The sequence below is a fragment of the Arthrobacter sp. KUASC02 genome (assembly GCF_059739395.1).
Genome location: NZ_AP046053.1, coordinates 4,023,562 through 4,047,481, shown reverse-complemented (window position 1 = coordinate 4,047,481; position 23,920 = coordinate 4,023,562). Strand labels below are relative to the sequence as shown.

The following is a 23,920-nucleotide window of genomic DNA, read 5'->3' as shown; positions in this document are numbered from 1 at the left end:
CCCACGGCATCGTCAGGAAACCCCGGTCACCAGCCAGCTGTCATACGGCCGTGTAGCCGCCGTCCACCAGGTAGTAGCCGCCCGTCATGAACGACGCTTCCTCGGAGAGGAGGAAGCTGACAAGGTGGGCAACTTCCTCCGCCGTGCCGAGCCGGCCCAAGGAATGCTTTCCCTCAAGGGCCTTCCGGACTTCGGGGCTGAGGCTACTTTCGACAAGCGGTGTCTTGATGTAGCCGGGGCCAACAGAGTTGATGCGCAGACCCTGGGGACCGTACTCGGCGGCGGCGTTCTTCGTGATTCCGACGACGCCGTGCTTGGCTGCGGTGTAAGCGCCGTTGCCCAGTGCCGCGACGGTGCCGTGGATGGAGGCCATGTTCACGATGGCGCAGTTCCCGCCCCCCGCCTCGAGCATCTGCGGGATCTGGTAGCGCATCCCGTAGAGCACGCCGTTGAGGTTGATGCCGATGACCTTGTCCCATTCGTCCAGGTCCGTCTCGCCTGCGGGGGCCTGCTTGCCGCCGATGCCGGCGTTGTTGACCGCGAAGTGCAAAGCTCCGTACGTGTCCACGGCATGGCGGACAACCATCTCGGCGTCCTCCTTTTTTGCCGTGTCCTGCCGCACCGCTGAGGCGGTGCCGCCGGCATCCACAATTTCCCGGGCAACCCGCTGCGCTGCGTCCAGGTTGATATCGGTCACGACAACCTTGGCGCCTTTCGCCGCGAGTTCCTTGCTGATCGCTTCGCCGATGCCTGAGCCGCCTCCGGTGACCAGGGCGACCTTGCCGGTGAACTGAGCCATAGTGGGGTTCCTCTCCGTAACGTGCCGCAGAAATTCCGTCTGTCCCTACAGTCGCTCATCCTACTCATCGGCTTGTTGCGGTTCGCCAAAGAGCATCCGCCGCCGTTGACCAGACCGGCAGACTGCCGTAGCTTATCGATTGTCATTATTAACGACTGTCGATAACTCGTGGGGGAATGATGAAAGCAACGCAAGACCAGGGCAGGCCGCAGCGCGGATGGACGACGATTGTCTCCCGAAAAGAGGCGACCATCGTGATGATCTCCTCGGCCGCTGCCGCAATACTCACAACCGCTCTGTCCGTAGCGGGAATCGTAGGGTATTTCACCGGACCCGTGACACTGGAGCTTCCGCTTGCCGGCAAAGACCAGTTGGTCCCCGGCCTGGAGCTGGAATCTACTGGGCATTACACGTCGCTGGAGGCCACCATTTCCGAACTTCCGGCCGGTCCCGCGGAGCTCCTGGCCTGGGGCGCGGTGCTGAACCAGGTGGGCGTCCTGGCCGTTCTGGCACTGGTATTCCTGCTGGCCTACCGGCTTCGGAGTGCTGTCCTGTTCACCGCAGAATCGGTCTGGATGGTGGGTGCCGGCGGCGCCCTTCTGGCGCTGGCCGGCACGTTCGGCCAGGTCCTCGACGGGTGGGCGCTGGGCCGGGTGGCGGAGATGATCGCAGCGAACGGGCGCACCCCGGGGCTGTCACACGGTTTCGCGGCGGAGATCAACGCCACCCCGTTGACGATTGGCCTGGTCATGGTGCTGATCGCCGGGGTCTTCCAGTATGGCCGCCGCCTCCAGCAGGACACCGAAGGGCTGGTTTAATGCCGGCCGATGACGAGGGTTCGGATATTCACTGCCGCCTCGATGAACTCCTCGAGGCGCGGGGGATGACCCTGACGGAGCTAAGCAAGCAGGTCGGTGTGAGCCTGGTGAACCTATCAGTGCTCAAGAACGACCGGGCGCGGGCCATCCGGTTTTCCACGCTGACGGCGATCTGTGACGCGCTGGACTGCCAAGTGGGTGACCTGCTGGTGACGGGCAGGGCGTCCTCCTGAGCGGATCAGGAGCATGGCTCCCTGAGTTGCAGTCTGCCGGTGAATTATCCCGCGGCCCAGCATGCATATGCGCGACACTCCTACAGACCATGGATAGTGTTGCCCCCAGACGCGGGAACCCATATTCCCTCGTCCGCCGCAGAGGCCTTACTCAGTGAGGCCGAGGCGGTTGGCTTGTTTCCGCATTGACGAAAGGGCAAGACTATGGCTGTTTCCATTGAACTGGGCAAAGCACTCGACAAGGCGTACGAGAATTCGACGCTGGACGAGGTCCTGGCCGCGCCACCATCGGCCCTTGCCGGTCTCACCGAGAAGCACGACGAACTGCTGGCCGGCCTTGGCATCAACACGGTCCGCGAACTGGGAGGCAACAAGTTCTTCGCCCTGGCAGGTGTCCTGGTGGCACTGTCCGGCAAAGTCGACTGACACCTGACACTGACGTCAGTGAACTAGGCGGCAGAGAGCCCGGTCGGATCTACCCGGCCGGGCTCTGTGCTGCAGTGATGAACCGCATCCAGAAGTGCCCCGCTCAGAACAGGTAATTCTCGACGTGGTCTTGCGTGTCCGGGGGTAGATTCAGGCGGGGGCGACGTGGTGCGCCGAGGAAGGGTTGATATGGGATTCTTTAGGCGCAAGGCCGCTCCGGCCTCCGTACATCCAATTTCAAAATTCTGGCAATGGTGGACATCGGAAGGTGCGGCCCGATTCAGTGCCGCAGCGGCAACCGGTCAATGGGGTGATTTGCCCAACGAGATGAGCCAACAACTCGCTGCCGTAGACCCGGACCTGGCATGGGACACCGGACCCGGGCGCACGTCCCGCAATCTCCTTGCCGTCAGCTCCGAAGGCGATGCCGCTCTGCGGCGAATCGCGGAACAATGGCTTCGGTCGGCTCCGGCCGCGGATGAATCCTGGGAGTACGCTGCCGCCCGCCAGCCAGCCGAGGGTGTGCTCGGCAACGTCATCGAGATCGATGGCCACCGGCTTCGCCTTGGCGATGTCCGCTTCGGTCTAAAGGTGGACTCCGAAAGTGAATGCCTTGACATAGACGTTCATCACCCGCTCTTTGTGGAAATGACTGAGGACGGGCCCCTCCGGGTATCCTTCCTGCTCCTCGACTGGATTCTCGGCGAGGATGGGGTCGAACGATGGGTGCGCGCCATAGAAATAACCGACAACGGAGAGACGGCCACCGCCACCGCATCAGATCTCACCGCGGCCATCGACGCAATGGCCGCACAAGTCCAGGCGGACAAATGGGTTCTGATGGAGGGAATGACACACGGCGGCGAAAGGGTCATCGTAAGCGCCCGCCGGCCCCTGCGATGGATCGACTACCCTCTCTTCGACCTGCATACCGAAATACGCATCCCGTATGACGACAAGCGGGACGACGGGCTGCCGACGGTGGACTCTCTGGATTCTCTCCGCGGAATCGAGGATGACATCTCCGCGGCACTTGGACCGCGGGGGATCTTGGTCGCCCTTGAGACAGCAGCCGGTGCAAGGCTGCTGCACTACTACTCGGACTCCGAGGACCAAAACGGACGCGACGCCATCGAGACCGCGGCTCGTGTGGCCGGCGGGGCCACCCGCCACGATCCTGACCCCGGGTGGAAGCACGTACGTCGGTTCGCATGACAACTTAGCGCGCCGGGAACAAACATTGGGGGACTCTTTTGACTCATCAGAACTTCGCACGGGGGAGACTGAAGGCTAGTCGGGTCAGGGGGACACCCGTCGGCATCGGCGCTCTGGTTGCCACCGCCCTGTCTCTCGTGCTCGTCATGACTTCCTGCGCCAGGGCCTCCATCGAGGAAATGGGACGCAACGCCATCCGACAAGAGGCGGCCGAAGGCAAAGACTGGTTCATCCGGTTCACGGCAGCCGCCGATACGAGCAACCGGGACCTGGTGGTCTCCAGACTCGGAGACCTGAGCGACAACCGCGACCCTTACGCCTTCGGCTGGGACACCGAGGGGAATTTCCATACCGATCACTATTACCGTGAGCACGTGACGACCAGCGGAGGCTTCTGGGGCGAGCAACGGACGGTCAGCGCCTGCGTCCGTTTCGAGGTGGACCTGGGTTCGGTGATTGCGACGTCCATCGACTGCCCCGACCGACCTCCGTTCTCCGACTACACCGACGAATGGGTCGTAGTGGCTTGAGCCGGGGTGAACACGTGCACCCCGCGATCGTGAAGGGTTCAAGTCCTCGGCGCTGACCGGCGCAGGCCCATTCTGCGCCTTGCCCCCAGTGGGGGTCTTTTGGGCTTAACCAGCGAAAAGACCCCCCAGAAACCTTGATTTCTAGGGGGTCTATCCCGAGCTTCCTATCAGAATCGAACTGATGACCTTTTCATTACGAGAGGAAGTGCTTTCTCTTACATATCCTGGGAAGAATCGCAGTAGGGTGACGAAAAACTGACGGGCTAGTTCCAGCCCAGGTTCACGAGCGCGCCGTTCAATCGCTCCGCGCTGTCATGAAGATCGTGGTCGAAGAGGCCCGCATAGGTGTCGAGTGTCATGGTTGCACTCGCATGGCCCGCGATTCGCTGGACAACTTTCACGTTGGCCCCCTGGCTGATCGCAAGACTAACGGCAGTGTGGCGCAAGTCGTGAAACGTAGGCCGTTGGAATGAGGGATCCGCTGCCATGACCTTGGCGATGGCGGGGGCGTAGTGGCGCTTCGTCCAAGTGTTGTTACGCAGGACAGAGCCGCGCCCACCAGTAAAGACGCGTTCACTTCCGAGGTTCGTGCCGGCCATTTGCTCGCATCGACGGGCAATGAGGCGGGGGAGCGGGACAACTCGGCTTTTCCCTCCCTTCGTCGGCCCGAGCACAAGTTTTCCCCCTACCTCCGAGAAGGCCCGACGAACCGCTACCGAAGGTGTCACCCCGAATTCAAAGTCGTCGAAGGACAACGCTGTTATCTCACCCCAACGAAGGCCACCGGTTCCCGCCAGCATTACGAAGAGCTCGAAGCCCTCACATTCACGAGCCAGTGCTGTGAGCTGGGGCATGGTCAGATATACGTGCTGCCGCTGCTTCTCTTTGGCAGGCACGTAGTCCGTTTGGCCAAGTGGGTCTTTTGTCGGGTTGCTGGGGAGTAGTCGCTTCTTCACCGCGTGGCCCATGAGACGGCCGAAATACAGCCCGACCTCACGGCGCGTAGTAACGCCCGCTGGGCGGCCATCCTGCCCCTTTAAGGTCGTGATCCATTCGGCGACGTCATCGTAACGGACGTTGCTGACGGGCGTGTGGGCCCACCTGGGAGCCACATAGTTTTCGTAGCAGCGGCGGTAGTTGTCCACAGTCTTGGGGCTGGCGGGCTTTCGACCGTTGGCGCCGACGTTTGCGATGCGCTCGATCCATTCGGTGTAGAGCTGGGAAACGGTGACTTTACTTGCGGTACGCGGGTCTATAAAAGTACCGCCGCGGATGGCCCGCACTGTCGTGTGGAGGAAGTCTTCGGCTTCCCGCTTCGTAGCAAACCGCTTCCGCTGGCGGATGCCGTCTGCTGTTGTCCAATCAGCTTGCCACCTTTTGACTCCGCTAGAGAGCTTGTTAATCGCCACCGGGCGACCTGCCTTTCTTCATGCTTTCCCAAATTGCCGATGCCCTCTCCTCGAAGTCGGGTCCGATCGTCGTCTTACTCCCTTTGCCCACCAGCATCCCCTTCGCCTTTGCGCGGCGAATGCGCGCCGACCAAGTTTCAGCGCTTTGATCCGTTAGGTGCTCCAACTGTTTCAAGGGTTCCAATGACACTTGGCAGAGTGCCTGGTACGCCGTTGCTACATGGAGATAATCACCGTCCTTCTCAACGCGAGCTGGCAAGGGCATGATGGCCCGGGCAACACCGGCAACCGACAGTTGCTCAAACCGTTCCCGCATCAATGCGCGGGCGTGAGCCATGGGCAGCGCGCGCAAAAGCGCTGTTGTGATGCCCTCGAATGGGGCTGCCCCCTCCTGGCCGTAGCCGAGGCCGTAGTCAGTTGAGTCGAAGTGAATGTTCAGTTCGTTGGGGTGCCTGAAGTTGCCCATCTCGTGCCCGACGATCCAGCCTATGCTGACCCGCAGCCCGTGCACGCGGTAATCCGCGCGGAGGGCCGGGAGGGTCAGGTTTGCATCTTTGGCTGTGTACTCCGCTGGGCCATCGGGCGGGCCTATGTATTCAATGCCTGGCGCTAGCGCTGGCAGCTTGCTCATGTCCATAGTCAAAGCATAACAAGTTCTACTTGCCAAGACGTTTGTGTTGCCAGGCAAAAGTTACTAACATTCAAAGCACGGTCTTGTTGACAAGCAAATAGTGCTTTCGGCCGCATTGAATTAGGAGTGCTTTGAGCACACAATTACGAGCCGGGGTTGCCGGCGCTCAGCCCAAGCAGGATCGGCTCGAATCCCCGTTCCTCACCAGACGTGAAACTGCTGAGTACCTCCGAGTTTCCGAAAAATGGCTTGCGCAGTCGGGGCGTGCTAGCGGCCCGAAGTTCTACAAGTTTGGAGCGCTCTGCCGCTATCGGCTTGAAGATGTCGTCAGTTGGGCCCGTCAGCAGCAGGTGGCGGCTTGAAGGATCTGCCGTCGACGACGCCATGCCAGGATGTGCCTGTCCGGGGCGGTGCCTCCGCTATCGCAAAACCCCGCACGGGGCTGCACCCAGAACTGCGCTTTGAGAGCATGATCAGGCGCTTGCCGGGAGGCTGCCACCTATGGATGGGGCGCCGCACCGTGGGCGGCTATGGTCAATTTCGTGCCGGGACTATCGTCTATGCCCACCGTTACGCATACGAGCGGGTGCACGGGCCGATTCCCAAGGGTATGCAGATTGACCACATCTGCAACCTACGCTTTTGTGTCAATCCTATGCATCTGCAAGTAGTGACGCCTCAGCAGAACAGCATGTTGATTGGGATAAGGACTGGCGATTCTGAGATCTACATGTGGGAACGTGCCCTTGACGAAGGTCTGGCCGTTGAGCTCTCGGACCTTGAACCTGACGGTCGGCTGGCGCTCAGGGCGGCTGCCCGTGCTGAATGGTGAGGTTTGGGCACGACTCCGAGCGCTGATTTCTGGACCGGAACTGACGGGTCGGATTCGGGGTACCTGCTTCTGCCCCCCGTGGGGACGGAGGACAGCGTGTGGAATCCAGAAAATTACCGCGCTGCCATTGACCGGGCAGGGCTGAGATCTCCAGTCAAGCGAACTCTACATGCCATGCTTATGGCAGGAGGCGGGCAGTTCACAACCGTTGATCGGGCGACCCTGTGCGAGCTGACCGGTGTAAGGCGAGAAGCTACGATCACAGCGCACTGGCGCCAAGCACGCGGCGCTGGGCTGCTAGTGAGCAGAGCACGATACAACCGGAGCTCGATCCATCGATTCACAATGCCCGAGCATTGTGACTTTGACAGCAAGACCCCTTGGATCGGATTTGCTTTGAAGCCTCACCAATGGACGGCGGAAGAGTTGGCATGGTGGCAGCGTCAACGCCCGGAATCACCTAGTCCTCCACCTTGGGGGAGCGACAGTGCCCCGTTTTAAACCGCACTCTATATAAAGCGAAGCCATAGCCGAAGGCTTGCAGAGCTTTGTGCGATATCGCGATACCGCAGAGGGGCGGGCCATCGAGCCCGCCCCGGCATCTACATGGTGATCAGTTCCAACAGCAACCAAAGGTTCTCATCGTCGCTGCTCAAGCAAAGAGCAGCGGCTCGACCTCTCAGACCTTCAGCGCCGTGGAGGTGGAAGACGACGTTGAGCTTTGGAGCTCAACGTCCAGCCGTGGCCCAATGGTCGGTCGTGCGTGCGTCGGCAGCCACGTAGGCTGCCGCGCGAACCATCAACTCTGGGTCGTCGGCAAAATAGCCCAGACCAAGATTGCAGCTGTCACACAGAAGCCCTCTAATGCAGTTACCGCACGTATTTGTTCCAGGGCAGCACGAATGATCGTGGTCCACTGCCAGCGGCTTGCCACGGTCCGAAGTTCTTGGGCAAAGGGCACAGGTTCCTCCCTGACGGAGGAGCATTGCTTCATAGTCTGCACGTTCCAGGCCATAGACATTACGGATCCTGTTGAACATGCGGCAGGTCTTGCAGAACTCGGAAAGCCCATCAACGCGGAAGCGGTTAATGGTGAACGTCGTGATGTCCTGCCACGTTGAGCAGCCGTGGCAGTACTTATTTCCATCTGCGTCACGTTCCGTGGCTGAAATTGGGGAGCGCCGGTCAGATGCCAGTGGCCCTAACGGCGTACCGATCGTGAGCTGGTTGTAATGTGCCGTGCAGAGATCCCTACAGTACAACTCCTTGTTGCACGTGGGGAATGAGCACTCGCCCCGCGGATCGTCGGAGTGGCGGTAGGGCTTTAGGGGCTTGAGTTCGACGCCTGCTTTCTGTTGTTCCTGGTGGCTCCAGCAGAGTCCCGTCCTTTTGAAGCGCGCGAGGCGGTCACATCCTGCGTCTGAAAGTCCTGGGCCAATGCATAGTGCGTCAGAATCTATCACTGTGCGCTTACGGAGGACCGTGAGTGTCCGACCCTTGCGCATCTGCGTATCGTGTGACGAACAAAGCCCAGTCGCCCGATTGTGCACTTGGATTCCGCAGAGCTGCCCGTCATGCCCCGGACCAGCACAGGGCAAATTCTTGTTGGAGCGATTTCGGAGTGGTCGGAGTTCAGTGCCCCGACTGACCTGACTGTGGTGACTCTTGCAAAGGCCTGTTATCAGAACTGCGACCACGTTGTCGCAGTGGTCCTGGCCATTCCGGCCTGGGCCTGCACACATCTCCTCTGCTGCTTTTGGTGCTGCGCTGCCGTAACCGATTTCCTCGGCCATCATGGCCCTTCTAACAGTCCCGTCTATGTATGTATCACTAGTTGAGCAGACAAGACTGACATTATTGCGTGACATGGAGGAATGCCTGCAAGACCTAACCAAGCGACCGATGCGCAGAAGGCGCGGTGGCAGGAGAGGCGAAGCTCTACAGGAGCGCGTATCCGGGAGCTGCGGCTGGCCCAAGACCTCTCGCAGGAGGCCCTTGCTCTTGAGTCCGGCCTAAGCCGGAACATGATAATAGGAATCGAATGGGGGAGGAAGAGCGTGGCCTACGAGCGGCTTTGGGACATAGCGGATGTGCTTGGTATCCCTGTCGCCGAGCTTCTTACGGATTCGGCAGCGCCGCCGGAGCGAGTTCCTTACCGGGGTGGACGGCGGGCGATGGGGTCCAAGAGCTAAGGCAATGCCATTCAGTGAGGGCGCCGCGGGATACGCCGCGCTCAATTCAGTCGATCTAGTCCGCGCCAACCGTCTAAACTGAACGGCAGTAGCGCTAGCCCTGATTGCAGGTCCGGGGAGGGGGAACGATAGTGAGCAACTTAGGCCTTTACGAATGGATTACTACCCAGGCGAAGATCGAGGGTGGGGTGGAAAACTTGATCAAAACCATTGAATCGGGTGCTGCGAAGAAGGCCTTGAAGGAGGCCGGTCCGGTGCTGGTGGGAGTAGGTGTTTTGGTTGGGGCCGTCGGGATAAAGAGCATTGATGCCGGGAAGGATGCTTGGGCTAAGTACAAGCAAAGTCAAGCCGCTGCGGCCGAGGCTAAAGAGCGCCTGAGGGCTGTCGTTGACGAGTCGATGAAATCCGAGGAAGCGCTGGATGGCGGCACGGACGATATCAGCGACGACAACTAGAGGCGACTAGAGGCGACGCCGTTCAATTACGGCTCCTCGGGATACATCTCGATGTATCGAGAGGACCTCGTTCGCTAGCACCTAACTGAACGGCCATGCAGCCATGCGAATTATCGCTCCAGGTTGCCCGCTCCCTTTTTTGGCTTCCAGGTATTCCAGCCGGGGACGGCCGAATTGATGGCGGCAAGCATTTCGTCGGTCATTCGGCCGTTGAGGGCGTTTTGCCGTTGGGCATGAAGCCAAACGCCCAGTTGACGTTCCGCTGAGTCGGTGAAGTTCCGGTACGAGGGCCATCGAGCCGACGTGGTCATGAACGAAGCGAGTGTGTTCATGCGCCCATGCCAATTGGCCATGTCGCGCTGAACCCGGGCTGGGCTGCTCCAATCGCCGGCCTCGTCGAGCCGGCTCTTCCGTTCCTTATCCAATTTGCCTTTGGTAAGGGCGTATCGCTGACGGGCCAGCCATCTTCCTAGTGAAGCCTCTGCGTCATCGGATGCCTGCGTGAACGGCAATCTGCCGTTTGACGACATGAACTCTATGAGCTCTTGATATCGCTCGCACCATTTGACGGAGATGACCGGAGGCCGGGATGGTACGCGCTGCTTGTGCTCGGCAGCCAGTGAAGGGTCCCGACGCTTGCTCCAGGCAAGGGCACGGACCACGCGATCAACTGGAGCATCACATAGCCTCGCGATCACTGTGGCACTCAAGCCGCGGCGATACATGAGCGTCCATTCGTCAGAGCTCATGTTGCCCCCGACTAGCTTGCGCCCCAAAGCCACCTGCAACCTGTTCCGACGCAACATGCCGTGCTGTTCGGTCGTAAGCGTCAGCGATGTAGCTCTCAAGGTCGTCGGCGCCGATGCGCCAAAGCTGACGCCCCCCTACCTGGAATCCTCTCAGTTCGCCTGACTTTAGAAGTGACCGAACCAGCGGCACGCCGACGTTGAGTTCCTCTGCGACTTGTTCGATTGTCAGGAATCGGCTTGGAGTGGCTTGCTGGGGTGACATGCTGCAATATTAGTAACTCTGCCGGCCGTAGTCTTAGTGCGGCCCATTCGGCTGTGATTAGTTACTTACCAACGTTTCGCTGCCGAACGCGATTCTGCTGGCAACGTGCTTTCCCTGCTGCCCGAGCAAAGGACGACGACCTCATTGCGTGGCATTGAACCGAAAGCTTTCTAACCCGTTCGACTAGAGAGCCGCTATCACGAGCGGGGGCGGCTGCCCAGCGTGACGGGGTCCACCCCCCACCCCGGTCATGTCCCTTGGCAACCCGCCCGCCCGGTTACAGTTGTCACGATGCAAATGGTGGCCGGTTTAGTGATGATCGCTACAGACAATGGGGGGACCGATGGACGGCTCTAGCAAGTTCTGGGAGATCATGGCTACGGTTATCCCGGTCATTGCTCTGGCCTTCGTTGTCGAAGTCCGGTACCTCCGACTCGATGAAATGGGACCCTTTAGGCGACTGGCCACATCTTTGGCCCATGCAGCAACGATCCTAGTTCTGCTGTTCAGTGAAATTGCCGCTCTCAATAGCTTGGCAGGAATGCCTCAGGCCCGGTGGGCAGAGGTGGTGGCTCTGAACGGCTGTGCAGCAGGTCTGGCCGTGGTCCTGTCTGCACCTGCCGTCAAATTCCTATTCATCGGCATTTACGGCACGCATCCTGTAGCTTACAAGGGCTACTGGCAGGTGTCCCGACTACTCCGAAAAAATCGGAAGCAGGTCAAGCAGCTGTATCGCCTTCTAGGCGAAAATGCGCGTCAACAAAAGCGCCTCCAGGGTGGGATAGCCCTTTTGGAGGAGAAATCGGCGGGACTCCCCGCTCGTGACCTCCAAACGGTGTGGGCCAAGGAAAATCACGAGGATCTTCTCGGGACCGCCCGTGCCGTGCTGGCTCAGGTTGAGGATGGACGATCGAGTATCGTCCAACAGATTGTCACTGCTAAGAAAAGCCAACGGAAGACTGAGCGCAGGATAGTCAAGATGGCTGGGCGCAAGACAAGGCAAATGCTGCGTGAGTTCGAAAGAACTCAAACCTAGTCGCCTCATTGTCCGGTTGTCTCACTACCCGTGGAATTCTATCCAGTCCGCATGGGCAGCTGTAAAGTGTTCACAACCATTGATTTCCAGAGTGTCACAGGATCAAGGGGGTGGGCTACATGGAACGCCGGAGTCTTATGTCCCGTCGCTGGTTGAAGATCAGCCTGCTCGTGCTGGTGTCTGGATGCTTATTGGTGATTCTCGGCCTTACGGGCGTTGTTCGGTACGCTGGTAGCGGCTGCTGCTACTTTGCGGAGGAGGGAGGGCTCGTCATCCTGACGGGTCTCATCACCGCTTTGGCTGGCCTAATTTCCTCGCTGGCCGCCTTGTTGACGGCGTTGGTCACTTTGCGCAAAAAGGCTCCCCCCGCCACCGCAGACCTGCCTGTAAAACAGGACCCACAACCATAACCGCGAGCGGGATGGGCTGTCCATCAGCACACGCCATGACTGACTCGCCAGACCTGCTAGGAAACGCCGCTGGCTCCGACGGCTGTAGACCGCATGTTTTCACCAAGTTGGGCGTGTGCAGATCGCCGGAAGTGAACATGGTACGCTCCGCTGCTCGGCTCGAATGTCCCAGGCGGGTCACCGGTAAAAGATTGCGGCTACCTAATTTGCATATGTCCGCTCCCAGGGGCACCGCCGCATTTCCCCCATGCTGTCGGGACCACGTACCACGTCCCGCGCGATTGCGCTGTAGTGTCTCCCAACCCAAGAGTTTGTAGACGCTCACATCTTGCGGCGCAAGGTAACTCCAACCATGCCTATCGTCGTTCGCTAGGGCTGTTTGACGCTTCTTCTCCCCGGCGGCCGGTTCGCACGCCTCGAGAAATTGCCATACAGGTAGCGGACACTCTATAGCTCGTCCAATTTCTGTTGCTATACCTGCCTAAGGCAACGTCGGAGAAGCGCACGGGGCGCGGGTGTCGTTTATTGCAGTGCTTCCTCAGCCGCCTGTAGACCGGCTAATCGAAGGAGCGCGCTTTGCAACTCAGTCAGATTCACCCGAGATCCAGTGGCCACCGACGACAGCGGAGATGCTGGCGGGCCGTTCTAACGGTGCCCCTACTGCTCTGCGGATTCCTGATTGGAAATGCGGCACCGTCCGGCGCCATCACCAACGGCCAACCATCCGATCGAGCAAGCTTTCCTTTTCTAGTCAAAGTATTCACGCCCAACAGAGGTGGCGACATAAATGACCCTCATGTCATAGGGGGAAATTGCACGGGATCGCTAATACGATCCAATGTGGTTTTGACAGCTGCCCACTGCGTTGTTGGGTATGGGGATACGAGCAAAGTCACATTTCATTACGGGTTCGCGGACCCAAAGAGCGTGTTTGCAAAGTCGTTTGTCCACCCCGCGTACCGTTCCGGCGGTTTGTCGGCCGACGACATAGCGCTTCTGGTCCTTGAATCCTCAGCCACCGAACCGGTAATTGAGCTCGCCAATGCTGATCCTCAAATCGGTGAGCCGGTGACGATCGCCGGGTATGGACTTACGTCACTCAAGCCGCAAGACCTGCCGACTCAGCTATCCCAAATGCAGACGAACGTCGTTGACCCGTCTTATTGTTCCAAAGCCGACCCCTTGATGCATTTTTGCACCCACTCAGATACGTCCACGACTTTGATAGGCGACAGCGGTGGCCCCGTCATGTCAGTCATCGATGGTGTCTTCCGACTAGTTGGCGTAACGGACACAGGAGAACCGGTCGGGAAACCGATCTATGACGGTGCGACATCCGTCGCTCGTGAGCGGTGCTGGATCGAGCCCATGTTGGAAATGATCGCCAAACAAATAACGCCCGATCCGTTGAAGATATCGAAGCCCGCACCGTGCATGGACGAAGTGCGGGCAGCGCATACTGCCACCGAGTTGAACGACGGGCGCGTCATTGCAGTAGGCGGTGTCGGCGGAGACAATATCGCCGGCTTCGAGAATGGGGCCGAGATCTACAATCCGAAGTCCAATACCTGGTCATCGACGGGGCGCATGATCCAAGGGCGAGATGGCCACACGGCCACTGCGCTCAAAGACGGAAGATTGCTTGTCGCCGGCGGTCTTGGCCAACACGGACCACTAGCCAGTGCTGAAATCTACGACCCTGCCACAGGCAAATGGTCTGTCACTGGATCCATGTCTGCACCTCGGGAAAACCACACGGCGACGCTGCTCGAGGACGGAAGAGTTCTAGTCGCGGGCGGCCTGAGGCATCCTGATTACGCCAGGGCTGAACTGTACGATCCGAAGACCGGGGTGTGGACCCCAACAGGATCCATGGTTGCCGGCCGCGCCAGTCACACTGCAACACTGCTTCCTGGCGGAAAAGTACTCGTCACAGGAGGCGTGCTGGTCGGCACACAAACGTTCCTTTCGACCTCAGAGATATTCGACCCAGCAAATGGCACTTGGTCCGCAACCGGGTCTATGTCGATCCCTAGTTCCTCGCACGCCGCGGTTCTGATTGGTGGGAAAGTGCTCGTGGCCGGAGGACTCAACAGCGAGGCATTTTTGGCGCGCGCCGAATTATACGATCCGGCCACGCGGACCTGGTCGGTAACAGCTCCAATGGGCTCCGCCAGAATTGGGCACACGCTCACCGAAATGAGGGGTGATCGGGCCCTAGTCGTCGGCGGTGAAGGCCAGGCAAGAAATTCTATTTCGGCAACCCAAATATTTAACCTCAAGACGCGCACCTGGGCGAACGGGACGAACGTCTACCCGTCACGGGCTGTCCACACGGCCACTGCGCTCAAGGACGGTTCAATACTTATCGCAGGTGGGCTTCAGATGTTCTCAGGATCTGGGACTCCGCTCTCTGCCGCCTACGTCTACAAGTAGGCGAGTCAGTGTTTCGTGGCCACAAGGGCAGCCCCACTCCAATTGGCATGGCGGCTCCCGAGCCATGCAATGGGCAATTCCGGATGATGTCTTCACTATTTGCGAGGCAACGGAGACAGCGGCGGCCGCGTGCTCGATATGAAGGTTCTGAATCCTCCGCTGGTGAGAAGGGTGGTCATATCGTGTTGCTGCCCCCTGCTGGAAGCGGGCCGCCACAATGACCCAGTCTCGACCGTCACCGACAGCCTGGCTGTCTCGCGGCGCGTGGGTGGGCCGGCCATCACCAGATGCGGGATCTCCGCTCGGTCTCTAGGACGGCCTCCATGCATGCCCGCGTCATATTGTTGTCGTCCGGACTTGTCAGACGCGGAACCTGCGGCTTCCCAACCCCTTCGCGTAGGGAGCGGCTATCACGAGCGGGGAACAAGGTGTTCCCCTTGGGGGTCCTACCCCCGCCCCTGGCGACCCCAATCGGTAAGCGAGATTTCCTGTCTGCGCCAGCGAAGAATGGCTTGCCGTAAGTGCATCGAATCAATGTGGGCGAGGTGCTCCGTTTCGGACGCTTGGCTAAGGTAGGCGGTATCCGTCAGTCGCAACAGCGCTTGAACCCTCGGGCTATTCCGGCCAGAGTCGTAGCGGCTGGGTCTGAAGGACCCGTTCAACTCAGTCGCTATAGCGAGGAGCACAAAGAAGCCTGCGGTATGTTCCGGTCCCCAGCTACGGTCTGAGATCTTCCGCGCCATCTCCGTTGCATCAGCTCTGATTCGTAATCCCATCATCACGTTCACGTCGGTTCTGGGAATCCCGGACCAGGGCCGCTTTTCGTTTGGACCTGATTCCGTCAAGCTTCTGAGGAACGTAGAACCGAGCCCCGATAGGGTCTCGTCTCGGTAAGAAGACCGCCCGTAAATGAAGTCGTCAACCAAGTCGCCCGAAATCACGCTTTCCATGTCGAAGTCAGCGATGTAGGACAGAACTACAGATTCCCGAGTGAATACTGAGTTCCAGGGAATCAGTCGCAAGGCAGCGGTCCAATGGATTAGGCCCGATGCAAATGCCGCAGCGTGGGCGAGCCAGCTAGCGGGCTGGTCGCCGACTCGTGCGTAGAGGACCGTCAGTAGCTCGGACAGGGCTCCGGTTTCGAGTGTTCGTGTCACATCCGGCGTGCTGTCCAATTGTTCCCCGATCAGGTGGAACAAATAGGCAGTGGTGACAAAAGTTCCTACCGGATCGGAAGCCCATGAAGAGGCGTCGCGCGCTTGATCCAGCACTAGGCGAAACTGAGCTTCATTACGTACCGCAAAACCGACCAACGCGTGCAGCGCAGGTTCAGCCTGAAGCGTCGTTAGCTGCGCAGTGGAAGCTGGCTCGGTCTCGTCGTCTAGGCTGTCGGGGTTCTGCAGTCGAATCGCCTTCGAGAAGTCGCCTTTTCCCAGGGCCTCGAAACTATCCTCATCCATGGCGTCCGAAGCACGTCGTGATTCTTCGTGAAGGCTGCTGAGGTTAGCTCCGCGGATAACATCCGGAAGACTATCCATATACAGCTTTATGACAGCATCCGTGAAGCGGGCATCTACCGATCTTGTGAAGTCCACAAATTCTCTGAGACTCGCACAAAACATAAGCAGATGCAGAGCATCTAGGGGAGTGCTCTCGGAGATATTGTCGAGCAAGACCTCGCCGAACTTGGAGGCGCCGCCATCTCTGTATGTATTCCATACCGAAACAGTTATCTGGGCAACCGACCAGCCGTTCATGCGAATGAGTCGTTCTCGAACTTTCGCAAATAGCTCTTGCGCGGTTTCGCTGGCTCTGGCCAGCTGAACAGCTGAGAAGTATTCCAAGAAAGACTGGTGAACAAACCCGAATCTTGGTTGATTTGAGCGATCGCGGCCTACCTCCGTGATCACCCATGCACGGCCTGACCATGCACTCACCAGCGTCTGTGCCTGGTCGCGTGCGGCATCAAGTGAAATGGTCGAGTGCTCCTGAAAGAAGCTTTGCAATTCTTGGACTAGACGGGCATTTGGCATTCCCTCGCGCCTGTACTCCGCATTATTGAGGATGACCGATGCGATATGGAACAATGCCGGACGCAAGTCGTGGCGCCAAACGCCAGGATCTTCCAGTCCGCGCATGACGCTCCACTGCTGGAACATCAAAGTGGCACACCGTTCATACAGCTCAGCCAGAGTGCGGGGGATGTCTCCCTGGTGGTAAAAGACACTACAGAGCAAACTCAGCATCAGCGGGTTCGCGCGTAGATCTGCTGCATATTTCTCGGTTTCTGACAGAAACGAGGAAATTGTCCCTTCGTTGTCGATCACGCCAATCAAAGGCCGGCTGGCAAACCATTTTTTAGCGTAAAGATCTACTTGGTTCGACTGAAAGTCGTTGATCGCGACGTGAAGAAATTCGTTAGGCGTGAACGCGATAGCGGTATAGCCAATTATTCGGGTCGTCACGATCACTGCCGAAGCGGGATAAAGGCGGGCAAAGCTGAGGATAGCGTCTCTGATCACGACGCGGTCCGCGCTGCTGAGAACCTCATCGTAGCCGTCAAAGAAGACAGAGGCCCTGCCGGTCAGGAGCATGTAGTCGATCCACCCGTCGGGTGGAGTATGTTGCATCATTTGGGTGACGCCCCTGACGAGATGCTCCTTGAACAGGACGGAGTCCGCCATCGGCCGGGACTGGTAATGCTTGAGTTCTAAAACAAATGGAATCGGCGGGTCTTCGGACTCATCCCTTGTGATCATTTGTACGGCATGTTTGACTAAAGTCGATTTGCCGACGCCAGCCGGACCTAAGATCACAGTGCGAGACGACTTGGCGAAGGCCTCTCGGATGGTCAACTCATCACTTGTGACGGGGGCGTCGTGTATGCGCCGGGGGATGCCAGCCATCGGACTTGAGGCTTCCGAAAGTGTCGGCTCTACGTAGATACTCGAGAGTTCGATAGGCGGGGAATCTTGGCCAAGATGCTGAAGCGAAACATAACCATAATTCGACGCCATAGTTCGTCGGTAGCGTTCAGAGTAGTCCCTGTAGGCTGCAAGGCTCGGCTCGCCTAGTGCGCTGAACAAGTCAGTCCGAGCCTCTGCATCAGAAAAGAGAAATAGCGCTGGCGGCTTGTCCGCGGAGCGTGCGATCGAAGATCGGCCCTCTTGGCGGACTTGTAAACCGGCAGACATTCGAAGTATATGAGTGAGTACCTCCGTCACTCTGTCTAGCTCTGGGCCGGGTATGCGGGCCTCAAGGGCCAGATGAGCACGGAGTTCCTTCTCAAATGCCTCTTCGTAGGTCCTAATCTCACTGGACGATCCGTCGGCCTGAACTTCGCTACTTTGTGCAACGTAAGCCAAATACATCAGGTAGGACACCGAGCCGTTATGTACGAGAAATTGTCCGACCTTCTCAGCTGTCGCTGCACTTATCCCCGTGGTCTCCAAGATGGCCTGTGCTTTCAGGTTCCGATCCCTTTGCACAGATGGCGGTACAGCGCGGCCACGGCCTCGGCGCATGGATGCGGACAACCGGCCCATTCCAGTTTGCGTCAGATTAGCCGCTACTGAAGAGGCGTATTGGACTATGAACGAAACCTGGTCGGGATCGAGGTTGAACATGTTCTCGCTTTGCTATCGTGATTATGGAATGAGTAACTGTCGAACTGCGAGCAATTACGCAGCATTTCCCGTTGCTCAGGGCAGTACGACGGTGCCGAAGCGGCCTTATCGGTTGCCGCGTATCCTTTCTTGGAATAGCCCGGGTATCGGCCAGGGCTCAGGACGGATCACATCCAACCCGGCTCTCATCTGTGGCACACCTTCCCAGAACCGTGCTATCTCGTCTAGCTCCCGTTGAATATCTTCTTCAGATGCGGCGATTATCTTTACACCGAGATCGACGCCGTCGTGGGTGACAGGCAGCCAGCGGTGGGCAGGAGTGCCTCCCGTGGCCACAACGCCGTTGCCGACCTCGCGAACCGGAGTGACTCCGCCTGCTTCAAGGCGCCGAATCAGGTCGCTGCAATCTTGTCGGTGTCTCTCATGCTCCTGCCCTCCGTAGTGACGGTACGCATTCAGCAAAGTTTCACCTTCCGTGGCCGCCACCTCTTGGAGGCTGGCATCGCCGGCTACTCGGAAGCCTGCTTTTCGCGTGATGACCAATGCCGTGTCGAGTTGACCATCGGGCACCCCCAACGTCACATGTCGCGTTCCGGGCGGCACCCATGCGAGGAGTTCCTCGAGAGACATGATTTCGGTCCGTATGCCTCGTTGCCTGCTCGCAAGTTGCTGTGCGGCTTGCGAAGCTCCCATAGTGCTGACGAGCCATCCGGCAACAGCTCCTACGTCGGCTAGGGTTTGCGCGAATTGCCCGACGTCGTTGACATCCAGCTTCTTGTTGTAGCGCTTGCAGTCGATCACCAGTGTTGCGTCGCCCAGGCCAAACATCGGGCCGCGAACGAGTATGTCAATTTGTCGGGGCGCGCCGGACTGCATACCCGCCATATGTACGTCTCGCTCCACCGTCACTTCGTGCCCTGCGAGAAAGCTAACAACGTCCGCTACCGCGCTCTCGTATTCTTTGGAGAGTCCCTTCGAATCGACCATGACTGAAGCCTATCCGTCTCGGGCCCACCAGCCGACGACGAGACTCCCGCACGACGTACGACTGGAACATGCTGGAATCCGGAAGGCCGCCGCGTCCAATATCACGGCGACCGCAACGCCTAGTGCGATCTACTTTGGTTGCGACAACGAGTCCAAAGCTCACTTCGTCGTTTCGGTTCTCAAAAACGATCCTAATTTGAGTGTGAGAATCAGCGACCAGCCGTGGGCGCCTGGGCCCCGTCGATTAGGAGAATTTGTGTTCTCATAACTGGTCGCATAATCTAACTATCAAAACTGTCGGATTGGTTGAGTTAATGAGAATGGAGCGGGAAGTGGCGTTGGTTGGATACATGCGGGTTAGCACGGTAGATCAGAATACGGACGGTCAGCGCGACGCGCTGACCGCCGCAGGCGTCAAGGATGATGCACGCCACATGTTCCAAGATCAAGGCGTGAGCGGTGCCAAGGCCACCCGTCCCGGCTTTGATAAGTGCCTAGCGTCCCTCAGGGAGGGCGACACATTGGTAGTCGCCAAGCTGGACCGCTTGGGGCGGTCCCTTGGGAATCTGGTTCACCTGTTCCAGGAGTTGGCAGATCTTGGCGTGGGCGTCCGTGTGCTGGATAACCCTATGCTCAGCACGGATGGCAACAAAGCCCAAGCAAAGCTCATGCTGGGCATTTATGGGGCATTCGCAGAGTATGAGCGCGACCTGTTGCGGGAGCGTACGAACATTGGGCTGGCAGCCGCCCGCGCACGCGGCCGCAACGGAGGCCGTCCTAAGCTCCTAGACGGCGCGAAAACTAACCGGGCGAAGGAACTACACGCGGCGGGCATGATGAGTCCCCAAGAAATCGCAGACGCGGTTGGCGTCTCTGTGGCGACGCTGTACCGCTACCTCGCCAAGTGATTTAGGGGCGTACTGAATTTTGTGTGTCCCCGCATAGGGGTCTAGTCGCCCATACCTGGGATATTTAGTTGCTTGTCACGCTTGAGCATGTAGCCGTCGTCCCACGACAACTCGAACATTATTTTGAACATACCAACATCCCTGGCGTCGGCAAGCTCGAATGGTTGCACCGTGTTGGCAGGAATTGAATGCCAGAACCCGCCGCCGACGACTGCGTGGCCGTCATCCACAGGCTGCAAGTAGACGTGACTTGCATCGCCAGGTCCCGAGTTCTGGAGCCCGAGCGTACCGTCGCGCCGAACGAAGCTTAGGTTAGCTGGGAGCGACGGCGTTCTATTTGGAATGGTGCTGTCGGCGATGTTTGTGGAGGGTGACATGCCGTTGATTGGTCTTGAACCGCTGGCTTTGAAATCACTAGCCAGGGGAGCCTCGGGAGGTACTGAAGCGCTTGTCTGCGCGCGCTGCTGTGATTCCTCTGCGGTCGGAGCCGATGAATGGGCTGCGGGGACCGTGGGTACTAGTGCGGGTGCGGGGGTCTTAGGCATCTCGACGGTTGCGATTTCGTCCGCTTCCTCCGAGGGGATGGCAACGGTGGGCTTCTCCGGGATCTCGGGATGTGGCAAATCAAACTCCGAGAAGGGGATGACGAATGTGACGTGCTGGGCCATCACCAGTGCATCATCCCAGTGTATGTCCAGGCGTGTTCCGTGTACGTCCCGATCGGGAATCCGTCCGACGCTCAGCCGTATGGTCTTGCCCGGTCGGATCTTCCGTCGCCTCTTCGTTTTCCCGTCCGGCCACCTCTCCGAGCGAACTCTGACGGTGAAAGCTGTTGAATCTGCACGGTTGCTCAGAAGTAACTTCTCGGGCTTGCCCTCCTTGCGGACGAGAAACCAGCGGAGGTAGCAGTCGATGTCCACATCGGAGGGATGGTCGTCCGTCAACTTGCCCGTGACAAAGCGCTGATGCCAGTCTGTGTATTCACGGCGCTGCATGCGACTAGCAACCTCATCTCGGTCACGCCGCGACTTATAGTTGGTGACCATGATGGTCCCGATTGTGATCGGGACAGCCGGCCAAAAATTGGGGGCTATCCAGAGCCAGAAATCCAGCACCGCCTTGAGTACCACACCAACTATTTCCATCTGTCTGTTGACTCCGTCAGTTCCGAGGAAGGTCTAGCCTTGGGACAAAAGTTCGCGGACATGGCGCGCGTCGAGTAGACCCATTTCCTTCGGCTCAATCTTGCGCAGGCCACCGCCGTATGCTCGACCCCCGCTGCGCAGGTCATGAGCCGTCAGTTTCAGAAGCGCCTCGTGCACGCGCTCCAGCCCGTCGGATCGCGACTTAATGTATTCAGCAACTTCGGTTTTTGGGTATAACAGCAAGAAGGTATTCGTCGCCGTCGCGTTGGATTCATTGCGAATGAATTTGAACGGACGGTTTTCGTCTAGGCCGCGACCCATGTAGGTGCAGAGGATAGGGGCTGAAGGTCGTTGCTCCTGCTTGTACCAAGGTTTGCGCTGCCTGATCAAGAAAGCATCACGGACGGTCTCGTCTGCGCTATCCAAATATGCGGCAAGTGCAGGGTCCGCCGTTGCCAGATCCTCAGGAGCCAGTCTGCAGTCAATCAGACCGAGTTGGGTATCCAACAATGGCCAGCCGTCATCGCCCGCCTGAATGGCGTCAGTTTTTAGGTATCTTGCACTCGGCAGGACCGGGGTGATGTTTTCGTCCTGGATGCCCAGGGACCGTAGTTCGGCTCTCGGGCGGACAAAGAACTTGTTAGCCCCGGTTGCGATGCCACGACGAACCTGGAAAAGGTCCCCCAGAACCTCGGTGACTTTTGAAGCAGACGCGTCAGGGGGACTGAAGTGCTTGATCCACTTTTGATCGGGGTCGAGCTTCGATGACTTTACGCGATTCACTTGACGGGGTTCGTGAACAGAGCCCCCCAACGTAAACCTGACCACGCTGGTAGGCGAGGGTTTCCGGTTACGGAAGACGACAACGGCAGAACTGACGAGAGCGTCATCGAACTGTGCATCATGCGGGTCGAACCTGTGGACCTTAATTAGTTCGACATTGCTCGTCAGGTAGTGACGAAGGGCGGTGCCATAGTTCACGTCCATGAACTCCGTGGGAATCAACCATGCCGAGATTGCGTCTGGGGCCAGCACACGGTGACTCAACATCATGAAGTAGATGTAGAGACCCGCCAGCCCAGATACTTTGACGCCCGTCGTTTGAAGCGCTGCGAGGCCTAGAGCTTTCTTGTTTGCTGACTCCATGTGGTGATGGCGGACATATGGTGGGTTGGCCACGAGAAGATTCGGCCGAAAGTCCGTGTGGCGGACCCACTCGAGATAGTCCCCTTCAACGATCTCCGAGTGACCATCCCACAATCTCCGCGCAAGGCCAGCAAACCGTTCATCGAGCTCTATGCCCAAGGCTCGATCCACCCTCTCCGGCGCGCAATTTCTGTAGAGAGCGCTTATGAATGAGCCTGACCCGCAGGACGGCTCAAGAAACCTGACACGATCCGTGTGCAGTTCTGAAAGAGCGAATTCCATGATGTCGTCCGCCAAGACTGCAGGCGTGGCAAATTGGCCCATTTCATTGCGCTGTCGTGCCGTGCGCTGCCCGTCAAGGAGGTCTTGGCCGACGAGTCGATCCGCCTCTATGGTCAGAAATTTCTCAGACACCAAGCTTCTCCAAATCATCGATGCGGTGTTCCCAAACCCAGTCCAGGCCCTCGGCCGCCGAGTAGCCCAAATAGCCTCCATCGAAGTACCCGCATAGGAACAGGGTTAGGGATATGTCGCCGTAGGTGTCCTTGAGCTGGTTCAGCTTCTGGGCTTCTTCCTTACGGCGCTTATTGGTGTTGGTGAAGTCACCTGCGCTTTTGGCCTCGATCAAATAAGGCAAACCATTGCTGGATGGTTCATGAGGTTGAATGACGACATCAATCGGGATGTTAACGCTGCGGTCGCTGCCAACGACGACGTTCTGCCGAAAAGAAAATGTGCCAGCTCGCATCTTGCGCAACGCCGCGAGGTTCCGCAGGGCTGTCGTCGGGGTAAACGTCTGCTTCACGTAGCCGCGCTTCAGTAGCCACCGTTCGATCAATTCAAGTTGGCGTTTCTCTTGGGCGTTGCGAACGATGGGGTTAGCAATGGCTCCACATAACCGGTCGGCCACCACAGTGGCGGCCATCTCCGTGTCGCGCTCAAGGGGAGCTCCAGGGCTATCCAGCCATGAAAACAAATCTCGGTCCAGAAGTTCACTTACAACGGCGCAAATCCTGTAGAGCGACGTATCGACCGTTTGAGCAGTTGCCAAGCGACTAATCTTGCCGCTCTCTAGGTTAGCCACAAAGCTCTTCGAGACGCCTGACAGGCCCACCAGACGATCGACGGCTAGTGGGGGCGCCGTGCTCATTCTGAGGGCAGACACAATACCTGGGTTTGCTCGTATCAGCTCGGGCGATATTGCCGTCATGTTTTGCGACCACTCAAAGGCCTGCCTGATGGTCTCAATAGAGTCGGCGCGCGTGTCACGGTATGCCTTAGGCGCGGCCTCCATGAACCATCGGTTGTACATCGCCACGGACGCGGCGGTGTCCTCTTTCCAGAGCTCGGGCCGGTTTCGGTTAATCATAGGCCTGATTCTATTGGCGCGGAGGGACAGAAGCCGGTTGTACGGGAGGGGCGTGGGCTTGGACTTGTGCGATTTGATTGAGATCTCCCGGTGAAGTAATGAATCCACTCGGTGACACTCGCAACGACAGGTATGGCCGGTCCTGTCCTTGCACAGATGGTATGGGTTCCTGTGGCAGTCGGCAGGCCCGGCTACCGCCTCCTTGTTTGCCCGGTGCACTGCACAGCCCTCGCAGGCTCCTGCGCGGTCGGCAAGGAATTCTGGACGAACCATCTCGGTCACGCACCAGCCGCACCATTTCGCAAG

Annotated in this window: 22 protein-coding genes; 11 read left to right on the top strand and 11 right to left on the bottom strand. The window is 58.5% G+C overall.

Annotated features, from left to right (window positions below):
• Positions 1 to 40: 40 nt before the first annotated feature.
• A complete protein-coding gene (locus tag AC6JAC_RS18565; RefSeq protein ID WP_347899320.1) occupies positions 41 to 799 on the bottom strand; it encodes an SDR family NAD(P)-dependent oxidoreductase in 759 nt (252 codons plus the stop codon).
• 179 nt (positions 800 to 978) lie between these two features.
• Here AC6JAC_RS18565 and AC6JAC_RS18560 point away from each other — a divergent pair, with 179 nt between their 5' ends.
• The 5 genes from AC6JAC_RS18560 (at position 979) to AC6JAC_RS18540 (ending at position 4,021) form a co-directional block, all read left to right on the top strand.
• Positions 979 to 1,617: a hypothetical protein gene (locus AC6JAC_RS18560; protein ID WP_497965986.1), complete on the top strand. Its 639-nt coding sequence runs from the start codon at positions 979 to 981 to the stop codon at positions 1,615 to 1,617.
• Positions 1,617 to 1,850 (top strand): helix-turn-helix domain-containing protein, encoded by a 234-nt coding sequence (locus AC6JAC_RS18555; RefSeq protein ID WP_028271037.1) that lies wholly within the window; start codon positions 1,617 to 1,619, stop codon positions 1,848 to 1,850. Before AC6JAC_RS18560 ends, AC6JAC_RS18555 begins: the two co-directional genes overlap by 1 nt.
• A 204-nt stretch (positions 1,851 to 2,054) precedes the next feature.
• Entirely contained in the window at positions 2,055 to 2,276 is a 222-nt protein-coding gene (locus tag AC6JAC_RS18550; protein ID WP_028271036.1) for a hypothetical protein, read from the top strand.
• 327 nt (positions 2,277 to 2,603) lie between these two features.
• Entirely contained in the window at positions 2,604 to 3,491 is an 888-nt protein-coding gene (locus AC6JAC_RS18545) for a DUF695 domain-containing protein (RefSeq protein ID WP_497965984.1), read from the top strand.
• 146 nt (positions 3,492 to 3,637) lie between these two features.
• Entirely contained in the window at positions 3,638 to 4,021 is a 384-nt protein-coding gene (locus tag AC6JAC_RS18540; protein ID WP_497965982.1) for a hypothetical protein, read from the top strand.
• Between the two features lie 263 nt (positions 4,022 to 4,284).
• Here the strand turns inward: AC6JAC_RS18540 and AC6JAC_RS18535 are convergent, their stop codons facing one another.
• Together AC6JAC_RS18535 and AC6JAC_RS18530 are read right to left on the bottom strand one after the other, a co-directional pair.
• Positions 4,285 to 5,430 carry a tyrosine-type recombinase/integrase gene (locus AC6JAC_RS18535; RefSeq protein ID WP_497965980.1) on the bottom strand — a complete coding sequence of 382 codons (1,146 nt, stop codon included), beginning with the start codon at positions 5,428 to 5,430 and terminating at the stop codon, positions 4,285 to 4,287.
• Positions 5,420 to 6,061, bottom strand: coding sequence for a hypothetical protein (locus AC6JAC_RS18530; RefSeq protein ID WP_497965978.1), 642 nt, complete (start codon positions 6,059 to 6,061; stop codon positions 5,420 to 5,422). Before AC6JAC_RS18530 ends, AC6JAC_RS18535 begins: the two co-directional genes overlap by 11 nt.
• A 358-nt stretch (positions 6,062 to 6,419) precedes the next feature.
• Between AC6JAC_RS18530 and AC6JAC_RS18525 the strand changes: the two genes are divergently transcribed.
• On the top strand, positions 6,420 to 6,893 hold the full coding sequence (locus AC6JAC_RS18525; protein ID WP_497965976.1) for an HNH endonuclease signature motif containing protein: 474 nt from the start codon (positions 6,420 to 6,422) through the stop codon (positions 6,891 to 6,893).
• Positions 6,894 to 7,621: 728 nt separating this feature from the next.
• On the opposite strand, the gene AC6JAC_RS18520 is transcribed toward AC6JAC_RS18525, so the two are convergent.
• Positions 7,622 to 7,933, bottom strand: coding sequence for an endonuclease domain-containing protein (locus AC6JAC_RS18520; protein ID WP_497965974.1), 312 nt, complete (start codon positions 7,931 to 7,933; stop codon positions 7,622 to 7,624).
• 834 nt (positions 7,934 to 8,767) lie between these two features.
• Here AC6JAC_RS18520 and AC6JAC_RS18515 point away from each other — a divergent pair.
• Positions 8,768 to 9,085, top strand: a complete 318-nt coding sequence (locus AC6JAC_RS18515) for a helix-turn-helix domain-containing protein (protein ID WP_497965972.1) — start codon at positions 8,768 to 8,770, stop codon at positions 9,083 to 9,085.
• 131 nt (positions 9,086 to 9,216) lie between these two features.
• The gene (locus AC6JAC_RS18510) at positions 9,217 to 9,540 is read left to right on the top strand and encodes a hypothetical protein (RefSeq protein ID WP_497965970.1); all 324 of its coding nucleotides are present in this window, start codon (positions 9,217 to 9,219) and stop codon (positions 9,538 to 9,540) included.
• A gap of 110 nt (positions 9,541 to 9,650) precedes the next feature.
• Here AC6JAC_RS18510 and AC6JAC_RS18505 read toward each other — a convergent pair whose 3' ends face one another.
• On the bottom strand, positions 9,651 to 10,289 hold the full coding sequence (locus AC6JAC_RS18505) for a helicase associated domain-containing protein (protein WP_497965968.1): 639 nt from the start codon (positions 10,287 to 10,289) through the stop codon (positions 9,651 to 9,653).
• Positions 10,279 to 10,551, bottom strand: coding sequence for a helix-turn-helix domain-containing protein (locus AC6JAC_RS18500; RefSeq protein WP_497965966.1), 273 nt, complete (start codon positions 10,549 to 10,551; stop codon positions 10,279 to 10,281). Before AC6JAC_RS18500 ends, AC6JAC_RS18505 begins: the two co-directional genes overlap by 11 nt.
• 343 nt (positions 10,552 to 10,894) lie before the next feature.
• On the opposite strand from AC6JAC_RS18500, the gene AC6JAC_RS18495 reads away from it, so the two are divergent.
• On the top strand, positions 10,895 to 11,587 hold the full coding sequence (locus AC6JAC_RS18495; protein WP_497965963.1) for a hypothetical protein: 693 nt from the start codon (positions 10,895 to 10,897) through the stop codon (positions 11,585 to 11,587).
• 1,061 nt (positions 11,588 to 12,648) lie between these two features.
• On the top strand, positions 12,649 to 14,433 hold the full coding sequence (locus AC6JAC_RS18490) for a Kelch repeat-containing protein (RefSeq protein ID WP_497965961.1): 1,785 nt from the start codon (positions 12,649 to 12,651) through the stop codon (positions 14,431 to 14,433).
• 446 nt (positions 14,434 to 14,879) lie between these two features.
• On the opposite strand, the gene AC6JAC_RS18485 is transcribed toward AC6JAC_RS18490, so the two are convergent.
• The gene (locus AC6JAC_RS18485) at positions 14,880 to 17,339 is read right to left on the bottom strand and encodes an NACHT domain-containing protein (RefSeq protein WP_497965959.1); all 2,460 of its coding nucleotides are present in this window, start codon (positions 17,337 to 17,339) and stop codon (positions 14,880 to 14,882) included.
• 825 nt (positions 17,340 to 18,164) lie between these two features.
• A complete protein-coding gene (locus tag AC6JAC_RS18480) occupies positions 18,165 to 19,046 on the bottom strand; it encodes a restriction endonuclease (RefSeq protein WP_497965957.1) in 882 nt (293 codons plus the stop codon).
• Between the two features lie 332 nt (positions 19,047 to 19,378).
• Here AC6JAC_RS18480 and AC6JAC_RS18475 point away from each other — a divergent pair, with 332 nt between their 5' ends.
• A complete protein-coding gene (locus AC6JAC_RS18475) occupies positions 19,379 to 19,954 on the top strand; it encodes a recombinase family protein (protein WP_497965955.1) in 576 nt (191 codons plus the stop codon).
• A 41-nt stretch (positions 19,955 to 19,995) separates the two neighbouring features.
• Here the strand turns inward: AC6JAC_RS18475 and AC6JAC_RS18470 are convergent, their stop codons facing one another.
• From AC6JAC_RS18470 to AC6JAC_RS18460, 3 genes are read right to left on the bottom strand one after another with little or no spacing between them, the layout of a single operon-like run.
• The gene (locus AC6JAC_RS18470; protein WP_497965953.1) at positions 19,996 to 21,099 is read right to left on the bottom strand and encodes a hypothetical protein; all 1,104 of its coding nucleotides are present in this window, start codon (positions 21,097 to 21,099) and stop codon (positions 19,996 to 19,998) included.
• Positions 21,100 to 21,132: 33 nt separating this feature from the next.
• Positions 21,133 to 22,659 (bottom strand): Eco57I restriction-modification methylase domain-containing protein, encoded by a 1,527-nt coding sequence (locus tag AC6JAC_RS18465; protein ID WP_497965951.1) that lies wholly within the window; start codon positions 22,657 to 22,659, stop codon positions 21,133 to 21,135.
• Entirely contained in the window at positions 22,652 to 23,614 is a 963-nt protein-coding gene (locus tag AC6JAC_RS18460) for a XamI family restriction endonuclease (protein WP_497965949.1), read from the bottom strand. The genes AC6JAC_RS18465 and AC6JAC_RS18460 overlap by 8 nt, the downstream gene beginning before the upstream one ends.
• Positions 23,615 to 23,920: the final 306 nt, after the last annotated feature.

Excerpts from the sequence above, each read along its gene's own strand:
- AC6JAC_RS18565 (WP_347899320.1), bottom strand. The coding sequence starts at position 799 with ATGGCTCAGTTCACCGGCAAGGTCGCCCTGGTCACCGGAGGCGGCTCA.
- AC6JAC_RS18560 (WP_497965986.1), top strand. The coding sequence starts at position 979 with ATGAAAGCAACGCAAGACCAGGGCAGGCCGCAGCGCGGATGGACGACG.
- AC6JAC_RS18555 (WP_028271037.1), top strand. The coding sequence starts at position 1,617 with ATGCCGGCCGATGACGAGGGTTCGGATATTCACTGCCGCCTCGATGAA.
- AC6JAC_RS18550 (WP_028271036.1), top strand. The coding sequence starts at position 2,055 with ATGGCTGTTTCCATTGAACTGGGCAAAGCACTCGACAAGGCGTACGAG.
- AC6JAC_RS18545 (WP_497965984.1), top strand. The coding sequence starts at position 2,604 with ATGAGCCAACAACTCGCTGCCGTAGACCCGGACCTGGCATGGGACACC.
- AC6JAC_RS18540 (WP_497965982.1), top strand. The coding sequence starts at position 3,638 with ATGACTTCCTGCGCCAGGGCCTCCATCGAGGAAATGGGACGCAACGCC.
- AC6JAC_RS18530 (WP_497965978.1), bottom strand. The coding sequence starts at position 6,061 with ATGAGCAAGCTGCCAGCGCTAGCGCCAGGCATTGAATACATAGGCCCG.
- AC6JAC_RS18520 (WP_497965974.1), bottom strand. The coding sequence starts at position 7,933 with ATGTTCAACAGGATCCGTAATGTCTATGGCCTGGAACGTGCAGACTAT.
- AC6JAC_RS18515 (WP_497965972.1), top strand. The coding sequence starts at position 8,768 with ATGCCTGCAAGACCTAACCAAGCGACCGATGCGCAGAAGGCGCGGTGG.
- AC6JAC_RS18505 (WP_497965968.1), bottom strand. The coding sequence starts at position 10,289 with ATGAGCTCTGACGAATGGACGCTCATGTATCGCCGCGGCTTGAGTGCC.
- AC6JAC_RS18500 (WP_497965966.1), bottom strand. The coding sequence starts at position 10,551 with ATGTCACCCCAGCAAGCCACTCCAAGCCGATTCCTGACAATCGAACAA.
- AC6JAC_RS18495 (WP_497965963.1), top strand. The coding sequence starts at position 10,895 with ATGGACGGCTCTAGCAAGTTCTGGGAGATCATGGCTACGGTTATCCCG.
- AC6JAC_RS18485 (WP_497965959.1), bottom strand. The coding sequence starts at position 17,339 with ATGGCTGGCATCCCCCGGCGCATACACGACGCCCCCGTCACAAGTGAT.
- AC6JAC_RS18480 (WP_497965957.1), bottom strand. The coding sequence starts at position 19,046 with ATGGTCGATTCGAAGGGACTCTCCAAAGAATACGAGAGCGCGGTAGCG.
- AC6JAC_RS18470 (WP_497965953.1), bottom strand. The coding sequence starts at position 21,099 with ATGGAAATAGTTGGTGTGGTACTCAAGGCGGTGCTGGATTTCTGGCTC.
- AC6JAC_RS18460 (WP_497965949.1), bottom strand. The coding sequence starts at position 23,614 with ATGATTAACCGAAACCGGCCCGAGCTCTGGAAAGAGGACACCGCCGCG.